Source organism: Streptomyces sp. NPDC057002, assembly GCF_042673825.1.
GTDB lineage: Bacteria > Actinomycetota > Actinomycetes > Streptomycetales > Streptomycetaceae > Streptomyces.
Genome location: NZ_JBHURZ010000002.1, coordinates 1,358,296 through 1,374,054 on the forward strand (window position 1 = coordinate 1,358,296; position 15,759 = coordinate 1,374,054).

The following is a 15,759-nucleotide window of genomic DNA, read 5'->3' on the forward strand; positions in this document are numbered from 1 at the left end:
CTTCGGCCGGCCCCGCGGACCACCACCCACTCCTGCCGTTCCCTTCACCCCGGACTGACCCATGCCCCTGCGCGACAACACCGCCGACCACGCCGCCACCGACCGCACCTTCCAGGTCGACCTCCGCGGCCTGGTGGACCTCCTCTCCCACCACCTCTACTCCAGCCCCCGCGTCTACCTGCGCGAACTCATGCAGAACGCGGTCGACGCCCTCACCGCACGGCATGCCGTCGAGCCTCACGGCACCTTCGGCATCCGCCTGTACGCCGACGGCTCCGTGGTCCGCGTAGAGGACGACGGCGTCGGTCTCACCGAGGCCGACGTGCACACCTTCCTCGCCACCATCGGCCGCAGCAGCAAGCGCGCGGAGCGCATCGCGGAACAACGCGCCGACTTCATCGGCCAGTTCGGCATCGGCCTGCTCTCCTGCTTCCTGGTCGCGGACGAGATCCACGTCCTGAGCCGCTCCGCACGCACCCCCGACGCCCCCGCCGTGGAGTGGCGCGGCCGAGGCGACGGCAGCTACACCGTCCGCACCCTGCCCGCCTCCGCCCGCCCCCGGCCCGGCACCACGGTCACCCTGACACCGCGCGCCGACGCGGGCGAGTGGACCCGCGCGGCGCAGGTGCACGAGCTGGCCCGCCACTTCGGTTCTCTGCTGCGCCACCCCGTCACCTTCGACGACAGCACAGGCGGCCCAGGCACGCCCGTGAACCCTGAGCCCGCACCCTGGGCCCGCACGTACCCCACCCCGGGAGCCCGCTCCCGCGCACTGGCCGCGTACGGCGAAGACGTCTTCGGATTCACCCCGCTGGACACCATCGAACTGGACCTGCCGGCCGTCGGCCTGAAGGGCATCGCCTGCGTCCTGCCCGAGACGGTGCCGGCCGGCCGCCGCCACGGCCACCGCGTGCACGTCAAGGGCATGCTGCTGTCCGAACAGGCCGAGGAGATCCTGCCCGAGTGGGCCTTCTTCGTCCGCTGCGTCGTCGACGCCGAGAGCCTGCGCCCGACCGCGTCCCGCGAGTCCCTGTACGAGGACGACACCCTCGCAGCCGTCCGCGACGCCCTCGCCGAGCGGCTGCGCGCCTGGATCGCCCGCGCCGCCGCCAGCGACCCGGACCTGCTCGCCCGCTTCCTCCAGGCCCACCACCTGGCCGTGAAGTCGCTCGCCGTGCACGACGACGAGATCCTGCGGATGCTGCTGCCCTGGCTGCCGTTCGAGACCACCGACGGGCACACCACCCTCGACGAGTTCGCCCGCACCCACCGCACCGTGCTGGTGACCTCGAGCGTGGAGGAGTTCCGGCAGGTCGCCGCGATCGCCTCGGCCGCCGGGCTCGGCGTCGTCAACGGCGGCTACACCTACGACCGCGAACTGGTGCACCGGCTGCCCGAGATCAGGCCCGAGACCGCCGTCGCCGATCTCGACCCGGCGACCCTCACCGCCCACCTCGACCCCGTCGACCGGGAGACGGAACTGGCCGCCGCGGCCTACCTCGCCCAGGCCCGCGACGCCCTCGCCGTCTTCGACTGCGATGTCGCGCTGCGCACCTTCCAGCCCGCCTCCGCCCCGGCCCTCCTCGTCGACAGCCGCGAGGCCCGGCACGAACGCACCCGCTCCCAGCTCGCCCGCGAGCAGGAAGGCGGCCTGTGGGGCGACATCCTCGGCGCCCTGCGCCAGGAGGCCCCGCGGGCCCAGCTGATCCTCAACCAGCTCAACCCGCTGGTGCGCACGGCCGTCACCATCGACGAACCCGAACTGGCCCGCACCAGCGCCGAAGCCCTCTACGGGCAGGCCGCGATGCTGTCCCGGCGTCCCCTCAGGCCCGCCGAATCGAGCCTCATCAACCGCTCCTTCCTCGACCTCCTCGCCCACGCCCTCCGCAAGGACAGCTGACGATGCCGACCGCACCCCATCCCCAGAACACGGACGAGCTGTACCAGGCGCTCCAGGAGAACGGCAGGCGCCCCTACGGCCGCACCCGCACCGTCACCGCCGAGGAACTCGTCGACGCCGCCGAGCAGTTCGCCGAACCCGTCCCGCTCGTCCACGCGCTCCTCGAACTGCAGGAGGCGTACACCTACGGCGCCGAGCCCCGGAAGTCGCCCGTCGTCTTCGCCCGCCTGCTCACCCTCTTCGACGAGCAGCCCGACGTCTTCGACGAGCGCCTGCGCCACATGCTGTTCTGGCGGTTCAAGTGGGTAGCCAACGCCCTGCGCGCGCTGCCCGAGATACCGCTGGCCGGCCTGCGCCAGTGGCAGCAGGAGATGCGCGACCGCTACGAGAAGGCCGGCCTCGGCCTCCAGCCCTGCTACGGACAGGCGTACCAGCTCGCCGTCCACGTCGGAGAGGACACCAACCTCGCCTACGAGCTGTGGGCGAGCCGCACCCGCACCAGGCTCAGCGACTGCGAGGCATGCGAAACCTGCGAGCGCGCCCTGTACCACCTCACGGCCGGCGACGACGAGCGAGCGCTGCGCGCCTGGGAACCCGTCCTGGCCGGGAAGGAATCCTGCCAGGAGGAACCGGCCCGCTCCGTCTCCTACGCACTGCTGCCCCTGCTGCGTACCGGCCGCACCGACCGGGCCCGCGAACTGCACCTGGCCGGATACCGCGGCTGCCGCCGCAACCCCTCGATGGCCCAGGAGGTCGGCAGACACCTGGAGTTCTGCGCGCTGACCGGCAACGAGGCACGCGGTCTGGAACTGCTCGCCGAGAACCGGAGCCTGTTCGACGAGGTGGACTCGCCGCTGGACCTGCTCGGCTTCCTCACCGGCGTGGAGGTCCTCCTCCAGCGGGTCGAGGGCCTCGGCCACGGCGAACTGCCCGCCCCCGGCTACTCGGGCCGCACCTGGACCGTGGCCGGCCTGCGCGCCGAGGTGCGGGGCAGCGCCGACGACCTCGCCGCCCGCTTCGACACCCGCAACGGAACCACGGCCCACACCGACCGCCGCAGGGCTCGCCTCGACCGCGCCCCGCTCCTGGAGTCGCTGGAACTGACCCTGCGCCCCCGGGGCCTCGACGACATCGCCCCGGCCGCCCCGGTAGCCGCGCCCGCCGCCCGCACAACCGCGGCCGTCCCCGAGTCGCTGCCCGAACTCATCCTCCGGGCAAGGACCCTGGAGGATCAGGGGCACCCGGACGCCCACGCCTGCTGGGCGCGGCTGCGCACACTCGCCGCGGCCCGCGACTACACCCACCCCGACGACCCGGCCGTCGGCCCGCTCGTACAACTGCGCGCGGACCTGCTGGCCGAAGAGGCCGACCGGGCGGGGGAGAAGGACGAGTTCGCCGACGCCGCCGCCCTCCTCGAGGAGGCGGCCGCCCTGTACGACGACGCCGAAGCGCCGGGCCACGCGGCGCTGGCCCGCGCCCGCGCCCTGCTCGCCACGGCCGAACTCCCCGCCGAGGACACCGACGGAGCGGAGACCAAGGCCGCGGCGCTGACCGCCGCCCACGCTTCGATGGTCCGTCTGCACGAGGAGACGCCCGGCCTCACCCCGTACCTGGAGGCCCGTCTGCTGCGGCTGCGGGCCACCGCGCTGGCCCTGCGCCTGCAGACCTCGGGAAGCGAGGAGCACGTCGCGCCGGTCTTCGCCGAGGTGGAGCTGCTGCACGCGTTCGCCACCCGGCACGACGTCGCCGGCCAGATCTCCGGCGCTCTGCTGCTGCGGGCCGGCACACACGCCATGTCCGGCGACCTGCACGCGGCGGTCACCGAGGCCGACGCGCTCCTCGACCGGCTGAAGGCGCAGGGCCCTGCCTGGCACCTGCCCCGCACGCTCGGACTGCGCGGCCGGCTCCAGCTCGGCCTCCAGGACGCGCAGGCCGCGCACGCGGACCTGACCGAGGGCCTGCGACGAGCCGCCGACTGGCCGGCCGACACGGTCGACACCACCCGCCTCCACGGCGATCTGGCCGAGGTGTGCATGCACCTCGGCCGCCCGGACGAGGCACTGCGGCACCTGACACGCTCAGCGGAGCTGGACCTCCGCCGCGGCAGCCGCACGGACGCGTTCTGCGCCTACGGCAACGCGGCCCAGCTCAGCCTCGACCTGGGCCGCGTCGAGGACTGCATCGCCCTCCTCGACTCCCTGCTCGCCGAACCCGACGCGGCCGCCGGAGAGCTGGACGACCGGCTCGTCGCCCAGCTGCGCCTGACCCGCGCCCGCGCGCTGCACGCGGGGGAGGACCTCAAGGCGGCCACGGCGGAGTTCGTCGCCCTCGCGGCCGAGTCGGCGGGCTGGGACGACGACCCCGGGAGCCATGCCATGATCGCCGCCGAGACCGCCGTACTCCTCGGCGAGTCCGGCGAGTTCGGCCGCGCCCGCGAAGTGGCGGATCAGGCACGCGCCGCCCACGCCCGGGCCCCGCGCTACGAGCAGCTCAGCAGCTGCCTGCGCGAACTTGCCCGCCTCCAGGCCCAGCAGCAGCGTGCCGACGGCCTGGCCGACGCCCTCGCCCTGCTCGCCGACGCGGGCCGGATCGCCGACGAGGCCCGCGCGGCCGGGTACGAGCCGCGCGGCCGCTCCCTGGACACCGCCCTGGCCTACGAATACGGACGGGTCAACGCCTACGCCGGCGCGTACCAGGACGCACTGGCCGCCCTGGACAAGGCCCTCGCCCTGCTCGGGGAGCCGGGACCGGAGGAGGACCGGGCCGGGGAATGGGCCGAGTGCGTCCGCCTCGCCGGTGCCGTGGAGGGCATCTACCTGGAACGCCCCGCCCCCGCCCTCACCCGCCTCGACGCGGCGGTCTCCCGCCTGACCGCCCTGGGCCACACCGAGGAGACCGAGCCGCTGACGTCGTTGGCGGCCCGGCTCCGCGACGAGGAGTGACCCCGGGGGAGGGGAACGCGCCGGGCCACACCGGCGCGGGCATGCCGTCGGCCGACGGCGGGCAGTGCTGAACCAAGTCTAAGGAAGGTGGCGTTGTGGCCGGAGTTCACGTCTGCTCGCTCAAGGTCGACACCCCCCAGCTGATCGCGCCGGGAACCACGTACAAGATCGTGCGGTTCCCCTTCGGCACGGCGGAGTCATCGGACGGATTCGAGATGCACCAGGCCGTCCAGCCGGACGGCTACGTCGTGAGCAACTGGGCGACAGACGACCGCAGCGGCCTGATCTGGCCGTCCAAAGCCGGCTGGGGCCATCTGCACGCGATGATCCAGTGGGAGTCCGCCAGTGGCACGGGCGGCTACACGGAACTGCGCGACCAGTACGTCCGTGACCCGCTGGGCCTGACGCCCACCCCCAACGACACCACGGCCACCGAGCACCGCACACCGACACCCGGAGGCCAGTACTACGTCAAGAACCACGGCATCTTCGTCGCCCCGGGCACCCCGATCGCACTCCGTGTCACGCACAACGACGCCGCCTCCCGCCTCCTGACCCTCGCCGAGTTCAAGCTCGTCATCCACGATGCCGCCTAGCGCTCCGGGCACGCCGATTCCACCGGATGCCTGACCGCCTCGTGTGAGCGGCCCGGCAACGTGGGACCGATGCTCCATGCGCATCGTGCTCACCGGGTCGACCGGACACGCCGGTTCCGTCGTACGCCGCCCACGGGCCGAGGCCGGGCACGCCCACGCCGGTTGCGCCCCGCGGCTGCCCGGCGGCCCCGGCGCGTGCGACGAGACGACCTGTCAGGCGCCGGACGCGACGCGGCGGGGCCGGTGACCGCCGAGGCGGCCGGCACGGCCGACCCGACCCCGGCGCGCCACAGACCGCCGCGTGTGCTCGCGCTGCTCGCCGCCGCCCACGGCGGGCCCGCCCTGGCGGTCACCGTCATCACCGGCCTGCTGGCGCTCCGCGGCGGTCTGCACCCGTTCCACGCCGTCGCCGTCACGGCGGCGGTGTTCACCGGCCAGCTCACGATCGGCTGGGGCAACGACCTGCTCGACCTCGCGCGCGACCGCGCGGTGGGCCGCACCGACAAGCCGCTGGCCGCCGGGTTTCTCCCGGCCGGCTGGGTGGTGCGCGCCCTCGTCCTGGCCGCCGTCGCCTCCCTCGTGCTGTCCGCGCTCGCCGGCTGGCGCAGCGCGCTGGTCAATGTCGTCCTCGCCACCGGCGCGGGCCACGCCTACAACCTCGGGCTCAAGGCGACCCGGTGGTCCTGGGCGCCGTACGCGTGCGGCTTCGGAACGCTGCCCTCGGTCGTCACCCTCGCCGGACCGGCACCCCACTGGGCGCCCTGGTGGATGACCGGCGCCGGCGCCGCACTCGGCGTCGGAGCGCATCTGCTCAACGTGCTGCCCGACCTCGCCGACGACGCACGCACTGGTGTCCGCGGCCTGCCGCACCGGATCGGCGAACACCGCTCACGCGTCCTGGCCGCCGTGCTGCTCACCGCCGCCTCGGCGCTCGCCGTGGCCGGTCCCGCCGGATCCCCTCCCGCGTGGACCTGGGCGGCCCTGGCCCTGGTGGTCGTCCTCGCGGTGTTCACGCTGTTCGCCCGCGGGCGCGCCCCCTTCCGTGCCGCGGTGACCATCGCCCTGCTCGACGTCGCGCTGCTGACGGCCGGCTGATGACGCGGCAGACGTCGCGACCGCCCCGGCGGCCCCACTCGACCGCGTCAGCCGGGTGCTCGTCGCCCCCCACCGCCCGATCCCAGGAGCCAGCATGACCATGCGCGTCCTCAGTGTCCGCGGCACCCTGCCCGAGCACTGCCACCGGCAGGAGGAGATCACCGAGTCCCTCACCACCACACTGGTCGGGAACACGATCGATCGCGGCGTCGTCGAACGGTTCCACCGCAACGTGGGCGTCGAGACCCGGCACACCGTGCTCCCGCTGGAGGAGTACGGCCGCATCGAGGACTTCGGCCAGTCCAACGACGTCTTCATCCGGGCCGGCGTCGAACTCGGCGGTCGCGCGGTCGTCGACGCGCTCAAGAGCGTCGACCTCACACCGGCCGACGTCGACTACATCGTCTCGTGCACGGTGACCGGCCTGGCCGTGCCCTCCCTCGAGGCCCGTGTCGCGGCGGAGATCGGCCTGCGCCCCGACGTGGTGCGCCTGCCCCTCGTCGGCCTCGGCTGCGTCGCCGGCGCCGCCGGCATCGCCCGCCTGCACGACCTGCTGCGCGGCCGCCCGGACGCGGTGGCCGTACTGATGTCGGTCGAGCTGTGCTCCCTCACACTCCAGCGCGACGACACCTCGGTCGCCAACTTCGTGGCCAGCGGCCTGTTCGGGGACGGCGCCGCGGCCGTGGTCGCCGTCGGGAGCGAGCACCCCCTCGCACAGTCCGACGACCCCGCCGCTCCCGAAGTGCTCGCCTCGCGCAGCCGCCTCTACCCCGACTCGGAACGCATGATGGGCTGGGAGATCGGCTCCGGCGGATTCAGAGTCGTGCTCGATTCCGCCGTCCCCGACCTGGTGCGCCGGTACGTCGGCGACGATGTCCGCGGCTTCCTCGCCGATCACGGCCTGACCTGCGCCGATCTCGACTGGTACGTCGCGCACCCCGGCGGCCCCAAGGTACTCGAGGCCTTGCAGGACGCCCTCGGTGTCGAGCGCGACGCGTTGAGCGTGACCTGGGAATCGCTGCGCCGGATCGGCAATCTGTCCTCCTCCTCGGTGCTGCACGTCATGGCGGACACACTCGCCGACCGACCGCCCCCGCCCGGCTCCTACGGACTCATGCTCGCCATGGGCCCGGGCTTCTGCTCCGAACTCGTGCTCCTCCGCGCCCCGGGCGGTGAGCGGTGAGCAGCGAGATCCTGTTCACGATCCTGGTGCTGGCCGTGGGCCTGGAGCGGGTCGCCGAGCTGGCCGTCTCCCGCCGCAACGCCGCGTGGAGCCTCGGGCGGGGCGGTGTGGAGTCCGGCCGGGGGCACTACCCGTTCATGGTGCTGCTGCACACGGGCCTGCTCGTCGGCGCGCTCGCCGAGGTGTGGATCCGCAGACCGGACGTCGTACCGGCCCTGGCCTGGGCCATGCTCGCCCTTGTCGCGCTCGCGCAGGGGCTGCGCTGGTGGTGCGTCGCCACCCTGGGCCGGCAGTGGAACACCCGGGTGATCGTCGTGCCGGGCGCCGCGCGCGTGACCGGCGGACCCTACCGCTGGATCCCGCACCCGAACTATGTCGCCGTCGCCGTCGAAGGGCTCGCGCTGCCCCTCGTCCATTCGGCCTGGGCCACGGCGATCGTCTTCACCGCGCTGAACGGATCCCTGCTCGCCACCCGCATCCGCGCCGAGGACGCCGCCCTGGCACGGCTGGCCTAGGAGGCACCCATGGACCTGCTCGTCGTCGGCGGCGGACCCGCGGGCCTGGCCACGGCCCTGCACGCGGCCCGGGCGGGGCTCGACGTCTGCGTGTGGGAGCAGCGTGCCGGCATCGTCGACAAGGCGTGCGGCGAGGGCCTGATGCCGGGCGCCGTCGCCGCCCTGGCGGCACTGGGCGTGCACCCGCCGGGGCGTGACCTGCGAGGAATCCGCTATGTCGCGGGCCCCCGCCGGGTCGACGCCGACTTCCGGGCGGGCCCGGGGCGCGGGGTCCGCCGTACGACATTGCACGCGCTGCTGCGCGAGTCGGTGCTGGCGGCGGGCGTACGCGTCGAGCAGCGCGCCGCGCGTCATGTCGGGCAGGACGAGGACGGGGTGGTGGTCGACGGCACTCGCGCCCGTCACCTCGTGGCGGCCGACGGCCTGCACTCGCCGATCCGCCGCGCCCTCGGGCTGAACCGGCCGCGCCGGGCCCGTCCGCGGCACGGGCTGCGGCGCCACTACACGCTCGCGCCCTGGAGCGACCATGTCGAGGTGTACTGGTCCCGGGAGGCGGAGGCTTATGTGACCCCGGTGGCCGACGACCTCGTGGGCGTCGCGGTCCTCACCACCGCCCGCCGCCCCTACGACGCCCACCTCGCCGCGTTCCCCGAGCTGCGGGAGCGGCTGGCCGGGGCCGGCCCCGCCGGACCGGTACGGGGCGCGGGCCCGTTCCGCCAGACCGCCAGCACGCGCACCGCCGGCCGGGTGCTGCTCGTGGGCGATGCCGCCGGCTACGTCGACGCGCTGACCGGCGAGGGCATCGCGCTGGCACTCGCGCAGGCGTCCGCCGCGGTCCGGGCCATCACCGACGGTGACCTGACGGCCTACGAGAAAGAGTGGCGCCGGCTCACCCGGCGCTACCGCTGGCTGACCCACGCGCTCCTCGGTGCGACCAGACCGCTCCCGGCCCGCGCGGCGCTGGTGCCCGTCGCACAAAGCCTGCCGTGGCTGTTCTCCGCGGCCGTCGGCATGCTGGCGCGGCCTGCGGGGGAGCGGACCGGGTCCGGCCGGGCGACCGGGTAGCGGTCGGCCCCCTGCCGGACGCTCGACGTCCGGCAGGGGGCCGACAGGACCGCTCGTCGGGAGATCCGCGTCAGGCGATGGACGCCGACAGGATGGCCGACACGGCGAGATTGCAGGACGCCGTCACCCAGACCGCGGGGTGCGGCTCGGGCTCGACCAGCGCCGCGCCCAGGCGCCCCGGCGTGATCAGGTCCACCACCAGGAACGCCACGGCCATCATCACCAGACCCAGCAGCCCGAACGCGGCGGTCGAGACCAGTCCCTTGCCGAAGTCCTCGTACGTCGTCCAGATGGACGTGAACACGATGCCACCGATACCGAGCAGCGCGGAGCTGAGCACCATCGCGGCGTTGCGGTTGCGCTGTTCCCAGATCTGCCGGCCCAGCTTGCCGGGCGTGAGCACGTCGACCAGGACGATGCCGAGGACCAGCAGAACCAGTCCCAGTCCGCCGTAAGCGGTGGCCCTGCCAAGTCCGTTGACGATGTCGCTCATGGGTGGGCGGCTCCGTAGCGTGAGAGATCGTGAATGATCGCGGTCAAGGAACAGCAAAATGTAACGCACCTGTTCGGCGCCCCGACCGGCCCCCCTGGCCCGATCCTCCGGCCCATGGCGCCGTCACGACGCGGGCAGGGCCTGCTCGCACCAGATGGTCTTGCCCTTGGTCGTCTGCCGGGTGCCCCAGCCCTGGGTGAGCTGGGCGACGAGGAGCAGTCCGCGCCCGCCCTCGTCGAAGGCCCGGGCACGCCGGAGGTGCGGCGCGGTACTGCTGGTGTCGGACACCTCGCAGATCAGCGTGTGATCGCGGATGAGCCGGAGCCGGATCGGGGGTTGCCCGTAACGGATGGCGTTGGTGACCAGCTCGCTCACCACCAGCTCGAAGACGAACGTCGCCTCCGTCAGCCCCCAGGCGTCGAGCTGCTCGACGACCAGCTTGCGAGCGCGCTCCACCTGGACCGGCTCCGCGGGGATCTGCCACGTCGCGACATGATCCGCCGGCAGAGCGCGGGTCCGGGCCAGCAACAGCGCCACGTCGTCCGCCGCCCGGTCGGTGAGCAGGGATCCGAGCACGATGTCACAGGCCTCCTCCAGCGACTCCGCGGGCCGCTCCAGGGCGCGGCACAACTCGGCCAGCCCGACGTCGATGTCCCGGTGGCGCGCCTCGACGAGGCCGTCGGTGTACAGGGCGAGCACACTCCCGGCGTCCAGTTCCAGATCGGTGGCCTCGAAGGGGAGACTGCCGATCCCCAGCGGGGGCCCGACATGACCGGAGACGACGTGCGCCGTGCCGTCCGGAGCCAGGACGGCGGGCATCGGATGCCCGGCCGTGGCCAGCGTGCAGCGGCGGGAGACCGGGTCGTACACCGCGTACAGGCAGGTGGCTCCGAGGTCCGCCGAGGAGAACCCGAGGCCGTGCGCCCCTTCGTCGTCTCCGGGCCCGCCGGGCACGGGTTCGCCTTCGGAGAGGTGCAGGATGAGGTCGTCGAGGTGGGTGAGCAGCTCGTCGGGCGGCAGGTCGACATCCGCCAGCGTGCGCACGGCGATGCGCAGCCGGCCCATGGCCGCGGAGGCCTGGAGACCGTGTCCGACGACGTCCCCCACGACCAGGGCGACCCGGCTGCCCGACAGCGGGATCACGTCGTACCAGTCACCGCCGACTCCCGTCCGCGTCCGGGCGGGCAGGTAGCGGGAGGCCACCTCCACGGCCGTCTGATAGGGCAGACGCCGCGGCAGCAGATGACGCTGCAGGGCCAACGCGGTGGACCGCTCCCGGGTGAAGCGGCGCGCGTTGTCGACGGCGACCGCCGCCTTGGCGGCCAGCTCCTCGGCGAAGGCGACATCGTCGGGCCCGAACGGATCGGGCCGGCTGCGCCAGAAGTCCACCGTACCCACCGTCACCCCTCTGGCCTGCAGAGGTGTCCTGATCCTTGAGTGGATGCCGTACGCGAGGACGCGGGCTGCCGCCTCCGGCTGCTCCGACGCCCACTCCGCGCTGTCACGCAGGTCCGCGTCGAGCCTGGCCCGTCCGGAGAGCGGCCCCGGGGCCTCAGGCGGGGGCGAGGTCAGGTCCGGCGGGTCCGGCAGACCCAGCAAGGGGGCATCGTCCCGGACACCGTCGGCCGCCACCCGGCGCAGCCGCGTGTCGACTCCGGCGGTCGGCTCGTCGCCGCGCAGGACCGGTTCCAGCAGGTCGACGGTGGTGAAGTCGGCGAACCCCGGAACCGCCACGCGCGCCAACTCGCGTGCCGTCTGTTCCACATCCAGCCCGGTGCCCACCGACACACTCGCCCCGTACAGCAGCTCCAGGCGCTTGTACAGGAACTCCAGACGCTCACGGGTCTCCTCGGTCCGCGCGCGGCTCTCCTGCAACGAGGTGGCCATGGTGTTGAACGACGCTGCCAGCGCGGCGACCTCCGCCACCCTGCTGGAGGGCACCCGTACCTCCAGATCGCCCTTCGCGAGCCGCCCGGCCGCCGAGGCCGCGCGCCGCAGCGGCCGCACGATGGCCCGGTGCTGGAACACCGTGAGCGTGACGATGAGCCCGGTCAGTCCGGCGAGTCCCGCACTCGCCACGATCACGGCCCGCTGGGCGCTGGCGTCCGTGGCGTCCTGGCGCTCCTGGAGCTTCGCCCGCTCATCGGTGATGTACGCGGTGAACCTGGCCCGCAGCGCGTCCACCCGCCGCTTGCCCTCAGCAGTCCCCGCCGGACTCGAGGCCGAGGAATCGTCACGCCGAACCGCCTCGACCAGCGGTATCGAGTAGTCCGTGAGGAAGGAGTCCATGTCCCTGTTGATCTGACCCGCGAGACGGCGCTGCTCCGGGGAGGTCGCCGACGCCAGGAGCCGCCTGGCCTCGGCCGGATAGGCCTCCCGTGCCGTTTGCCAGGGCTGGAGGAACGCCTCGTCCCGGGTGATGACGAAGCCGCGCTGCCCGGTTTCCAGGTCGAGCAGATGCTGTTCCAGAGTGCCGGCATCGGTGATGGCCTCGCGCGAGGCCCTCGCGTCGGCGGTGAAGCCGCGAGCGTCACCGATGACTTGCAGCAGGACGGCGAACGCGACACCGATCAGCACCGCCAGGAAGCCGCTCGCCAGGACCGAGGTACCCGTCAGCCCCAGCCGCCTGCTCCCAGCCCCGGGCCGTGTCCTCATGATCCGCCCACCTAGGTCGTCCGACCGCCGGCGCTGGACGCACAGGTTCCGTGCAGAACGTTCGTCGAGCAGTGTCAAGGCTAGTAGAGCCGGTCACGCGCCGCACCCGGCTGCCGTGCCCGGCAGAGGCCTCCGAAAGGGGAGCCTGGGCAGAAGAAGTCATAGGGGACTGAACCGTCAGTCGCCGTGGTCAGGAGGACGCGATGACCAGGAAACTCCTCCCGGAAGGCGGACCCTCGCTGCGTGACCGCCTCGGCAGGGAGATCTTCGCCCGCGTGGCGGGTCCGGAGGGCCCGGGCAACCGGGCGCGCATCCACGGCACACCCGGCCCCCGCTGGTTCGGCCCCGAGCAGCCCGTCAGGAGGGTGCACGGGGACGCCGCGATGTTCATCGGCGGCCTGTCGGCCCTGCTGCTCCAGTCGCTTCATCCCCTGGCCATGGCCGCCGTGGCCGGGCACTCGGGGTTCCGCGGAGACCCGTGGGGACGGCTGCAGCGGACCAGCACCTTCCTGGCCGTCACCACCTACGGGCCCGCCCGCAGCGCTCAGGAAGCCTGTGACCGCGTACGAGCCGTCCACGAGACGGTGCGCGGCACGACCGCCGACGGACAGTCCTACTCCGCCGCGGACCCGCATCTGCTGTGCTGGGTGCACATCGCCGAGGTCGACAGCTTCCTGCGCGCCCATCAGCGCTACGGTGCGCACCCCCTCGACGACGAGGGATGCGACGCCTACGTCGCCGACATGGCACGCATCGCCGCCGCGCTCGGCGTCCCGGACCCGCCGGTGAACGCCGCCGAACTCGCCGCGCGCCTGGCCGCCTACCGCGGCGAGCTGCGTGCCACCAAAGAGGCGCGCAGCTCGGCCCGGTTCCTGCTGCTGAACCCGCCCGTCCCGCTCCTCGCCCGCCTCCCGTACGGCGTCATCGCCGCCAACGCCGTCTCCCTCCTGCCGCTCTGGGCCTCGCGCGCACTGTGGCTGCCCCGGCTCCCCGTGGCCGAGGGTCCGTGCGTCCGCCCGCTCGGCACGGCCGTGACCGCGGGCATCCGCTGGGCCATGACACCGCCTCGCGACGCGGCATAGCACTCCCCGGCAAGGCACCTCGACTCGCCGCTCCGAAGCTGGCACTGTGCATGCGTATGAATCGGGTCGAAACCGGGCAAACAGCAAGCTCGGTGCGCTTGAGACTCATGCTGGCCAGCAGCACCATGCTCTTCGTCGAGCTGGCACTGATCAGATGGGCGGGCGCCAACGTCGTCCACCTCAGCTACTTCTCGAACTTCATCCTGCTGGGATCGTTCCTCGGTATCGGCATCGGGTTCCTGATCCCCGCCGCGCGCGGACACTGGCTCAAACGCTGGACACCGGTCCCGCTCGTGCTGCTCGTCGTCCTGGTCCGCGAATTCCCCGTGCAGGTGCGTCAGAGCAGCGGCCAGGTCATCTACTTCACCGCTGTGAAGGCCACCGGCCTGCCCGAGTGGGTGACGCTGCCGGTCATCTTCCTGCTGACCGCGCTGATCATGGCCGGAATCGGCAAGATCACCGCCGACCTGTTCCGCCTGCTCCCCTCACTCAACGCCTACCGTTACGACCTGCTCGGCAGCCTCACCGGCTCGGTGTCCTTCGCCGTACTGTCCTGGCTGCGCGCCCCGTCGGTCGTCTGGGGCGTACTCGCCGCCGTGGCCCTGCTGATCCTCGGCGGCCGGCGCAACACACTGCTGTACGGCATCCCCCTGACCGCGATGGTCGTCGTGCTGTTCCTGGAGTCGACGACGACCGGCATCTCCTGGTCGCCCTACTACAAGATCGAACTCAAGCCGTCACCGACCACGACCCGGACCTACTACATCTCCGCCAACGGCGTCCCGCACCAGAGCACCGCGCCGCTCCGGGTGCTGATGCGCGAGAACTCGCCCTACCGGGAGGCGTACGAGCAGACGCCCCGCAACCCCCACAAGCGCGTGCTGGTCATCGGAGCCGGCAACGGCAATGACGTCGCGGTCGCGCTCGCGTACGGGGCGGAGCACGTGGACGCGGTCGAGATCGACCCCCGACTGCAGCAGATCGGCGCCCAACTGCACCCCGCGAAGCCGTACGACGACCCCAGGGTGCACGTCCACATCGACGACGGCCGGGCCTTCCTCGAGCGGACGGACGCCGAGTACGACCTCATCGTCCTGGCGCTGCCGGACTCGCTGACGCTGGTGGCAGGCGCGAGCAATCTGCGTCTGGAGAGCTATCTGTTCACCCGGGAGGCGTTCGAGGCCGCGCGCGACCATCTGACGCCGGACGGCGCATTCGCCATGTACAACTACTACCGGAAGAGCTGGCTGGTCGACCGCTTCGCCGGCACCCTCGACGACGTCTACGGCCACGCCCCTTGCGTGACGACGTTCAAACGGAACGCGGCCGTGCTGGTGGCCGGAATGACCACCGCCGACCAGTCCTGCGAGCAGGTCTGGCGGCCCAGCGGCCCGGTCCCGCAGGCCGCGACCGACGACCACCCCTTCCCCTACCTGCTCCACCGCAGCATCCCCACGCTCTATCTGGGCGCCCTCGGCGCCATGCTGCTGGTGACGCTCCTGTCGGTTCGCCTGACCGGGGTGCGCGTCCGGAGCACGTTCCGCTACACCGACATGTTCCTGCTGGGCGCGGCCTTCATGCTGCTGGAAACGAAGAACGTCATCGGCTTCGCGCTCTACTTCGGCACGACCTGGCTGGTCAACGCCCTCGTCTTCATCGGCGTGCTCCTGGCGGTCCTGGCCGCTGTCGAAGTCCGGCGAAAGCTACGGCACGTCAACGGGATCCTGCTGCAGCTTCTCCTCTTCGGCTCCCTCGCGGCAGCCTGGCTGGTCCCGGCGGAGGCCGTGCTGTCGCTGCCGTTCCCCGCCCGCCTGGCCGCTGCCATCGCCCTGGCCTTCGCCCCCATCTTCTGCGCCAACCTCATCTTCTCGGACCGCCTCGCTCTGGCCCCGGACCCGACCTCGGCGTTCGGCGCGAACCTGCTGGGCGCGCTGACCGGGGGCGCGCTGGAGTACCTGGCCCTGGTGACGGGCTATCAGACGCTGCTGCTGGTCGTGGCCGTGCTGTACCTGGGCGCAGGCGTCGCCATGCGCCTCGCCGGCACCGGGACGGCCGCTTCAAAAGTCTGAAGCCGGGTGCGGAAGCACCTGGGTTCGGAGGACCGCCGGATGGGCGACGCCGGTCCGGAACGAGAACCTGGGATCATGACATCGCTTCGGACGGGACTCGTCCTCACCCTGCTCGCCGGCCTCACCGGCACGGCACTGACGCTTCGGCACACAGCCTCCGCCAC

Annotated in this window: 12 protein-coding genes; 10 read left to right on the forward strand and 2 right to left on the reverse strand. The window is 72.8% G+C overall.

What is annotated here, in order from left to right; genetic code table 11:
• Nucleotides 1-61 precede the first annotated feature (61 nt).
• The 8 genes from ACFT32_RS14190 to ACFT32_RS14225 all read left to right on the forward strand — a co-directional run bounded on the left by ACFT32_RS14190 (nucleotide 62) and on the right by ACFT32_RS14225 (nucleotide 9,296).
• A complete protein-coding gene (locus ACFT32_RS14190) occupies nucleotides 62-1,900 on the forward strand; it encodes an HSP90 family protein (protein WP_382488763.1) in 1,839 nt (612 codons plus the stop codon).
• A 2-nt stretch (nucleotides 1,901-1,902) separates the two neighbouring features.
• Nucleotides 1,903-4,842 (forward strand): hypothetical protein, encoded by a 2,940-nt coding sequence (locus ACFT32_RS14195; protein ID WP_382488765.1) that lies wholly within the window; start codon nucleotides 1,903-1,905, stop codon nucleotides 4,840-4,842.
• Nucleotides 4,843-4,937: 95 nt separating this feature from the next.
• Nucleotides 4,938-5,438 (forward strand): hypothetical protein, encoded by a 501-nt coding sequence (locus ACFT32_RS14200; protein WP_382488767.1) that lies wholly within the window; start codon nucleotides 4,938-4,940, stop codon nucleotides 5,436-5,438.
• 76 nt (nucleotides 5,439-5,514) lie between these two features.
• Nucleotides 5,515-5,685 carry a hypothetical protein gene (locus ACFT32_RS14205; RefSeq protein WP_382488769.1) on the forward strand — a complete coding sequence of 57 codons (171 nt, stop codon included), beginning with the start codon at nucleotides 5,515-5,517 and terminating at the stop codon, nucleotides 5,683-5,685.
• Entirely contained in the window at nucleotides 5,682-6,533 is an 852-nt protein-coding gene (locus tag ACFT32_RS14210; RefSeq protein WP_382488771.1) for a UbiA family prenyltransferase, read from the forward strand. Before ACFT32_RS14205 ends, ACFT32_RS14210 begins: the two co-directional genes overlap by 4 nt.
• Nucleotides 6,534-6,627: 94 nt before the next feature.
• Nucleotides 6,628-7,716, forward strand: a complete 1,089-nt coding sequence (locus ACFT32_RS14215; RefSeq protein ID WP_382488773.1) for a type III polyketide synthase — start codon at nucleotides 6,628-6,630, stop codon at nucleotides 7,714-7,716.
• Nucleotides 7,713-8,231 (forward strand): isoprenylcysteine carboxyl methyltransferase family protein, encoded by a 519-nt coding sequence (locus ACFT32_RS14220; protein ID WP_382488774.1) that lies wholly within the window; start codon nucleotides 7,713-7,715, stop codon nucleotides 8,229-8,231. Before ACFT32_RS14215 ends, ACFT32_RS14220 begins: the two co-directional genes overlap by 4 nt.
• 9 nt (nucleotides 8,232-8,240) lie before the next feature.
• Nucleotides 8,241-9,296, forward strand: coding sequence for an NAD(P)/FAD-dependent oxidoreductase (locus tag ACFT32_RS14225; RefSeq protein WP_382488776.1), 1,056 nt, complete (start codon nucleotides 8,241-8,243; stop codon nucleotides 9,294-9,296).
• A gap of 70 nt (nucleotides 9,297-9,366) precedes the next feature.
• On the opposite strand, the gene ACFT32_RS14230 is transcribed toward ACFT32_RS14225, so the two are convergent.
• Complete coding sequence (locus tag ACFT32_RS14230; RefSeq protein ID WP_184598941.1) at nucleotides 9,367-9,789, reverse strand: DUF350 domain-containing protein; 423 nt, start codon at nucleotides 9,787-9,789, stop codon at nucleotides 9,367-9,369.
• A 123-nt stretch (nucleotides 9,790-9,912) separates the two neighbouring features.
• A complete protein-coding gene (locus ACFT32_RS14235; RefSeq protein WP_382488778.1) occupies nucleotides 9,913-12,444 on the reverse strand; it encodes a SpoIIE family protein phosphatase in 2,532 nt (843 codons plus the stop codon).
• Nucleotides 12,445-12,647: 203 nt separating this feature from the next.
• On the opposite strand from ACFT32_RS14235, the gene ACFT32_RS14240 reads away from it, so the two are divergent.
• Both ACFT32_RS14240 and ACFT32_RS14245 read left to right on the forward strand, forming a co-directional pair.
• Complete coding sequence (locus tag ACFT32_RS14240; protein WP_382488779.1) at nucleotides 12,648-13,526, forward strand: oxygenase MpaB family protein; 879 nt, start codon at nucleotides 12,648-12,650, stop codon at nucleotides 13,524-13,526.
• 107 nt (nucleotides 13,527-13,633) lie between these two features.
• Nucleotides 13,634-15,595 carry a spermidine synthase gene (locus tag ACFT32_RS14245; RefSeq protein WP_382488781.1) on the forward strand — a complete coding sequence of 654 codons (1,962 nt, stop codon included), beginning with the start codon at nucleotides 13,634-13,636 and terminating at the stop codon, nucleotides 15,593-15,595.
• The last annotated feature ends 164 nt before the right edge of the window (nucleotides 15,596-15,759 follow it).

Coding starts and splice junctions, on each gene's coding strand:
- ACFT32_RS14190 (WP_382488763.1), top strand. CDS start 62: ATGCCCCTGCGCGACAACACCGCCGACCACGCCGCCACCGACCGCACC.
- ACFT32_RS14195 (WP_382488765.1), top strand. CDS start 1,903: ATGCCGACCGCACCCCATCCCCAGAACACGGACGAGCTGTACCAGGCG.
- ACFT32_RS14205 (WP_382488769.1), top strand. CDS start 5,515: ATGCGCATCGTGCTCACCGGGTCGACCGGACACGCCGGTTCCGTCGTA.
- ACFT32_RS14215 (WP_382488773.1), top strand. CDS start 6,628: ATGACCATGCGCGTCCTCAGTGTCCGCGGCACCCTGCCCGAGCACTGC.
- ACFT32_RS14225 (WP_382488776.1), top strand. CDS start 8,241: ATGGACCTGCTCGTCGTCGGCGGCGGACCCGCGGGCCTGGCCACGGCC.
- ACFT32_RS14230 (WP_184598941.1), bottom strand. CDS start 9,789: ATGAGCGACATCGTCAACGGACTTGGCAGGGCCACCGCTTACGGCGGA.
- ACFT32_RS14235 (WP_382488778.1), bottom strand. CDS start 12,444: ATGAGGACACGGCCCGGGGCTGGGAGCAGGCGGCTGGGGCTGACGGGT.
- ACFT32_RS14240 (WP_382488779.1), top strand. CDS start 12,648: ATGACCAGGAAACTCCTCCCGGAAGGCGGACCCTCGCTGCGTGACCGC.
- ACFT32_RS14245 (WP_382488781.1), top strand. CDS start 13,634: ATGCTGGCCAGCAGCACCATGCTCTTCGTCGAGCTGGCACTGATCAGA.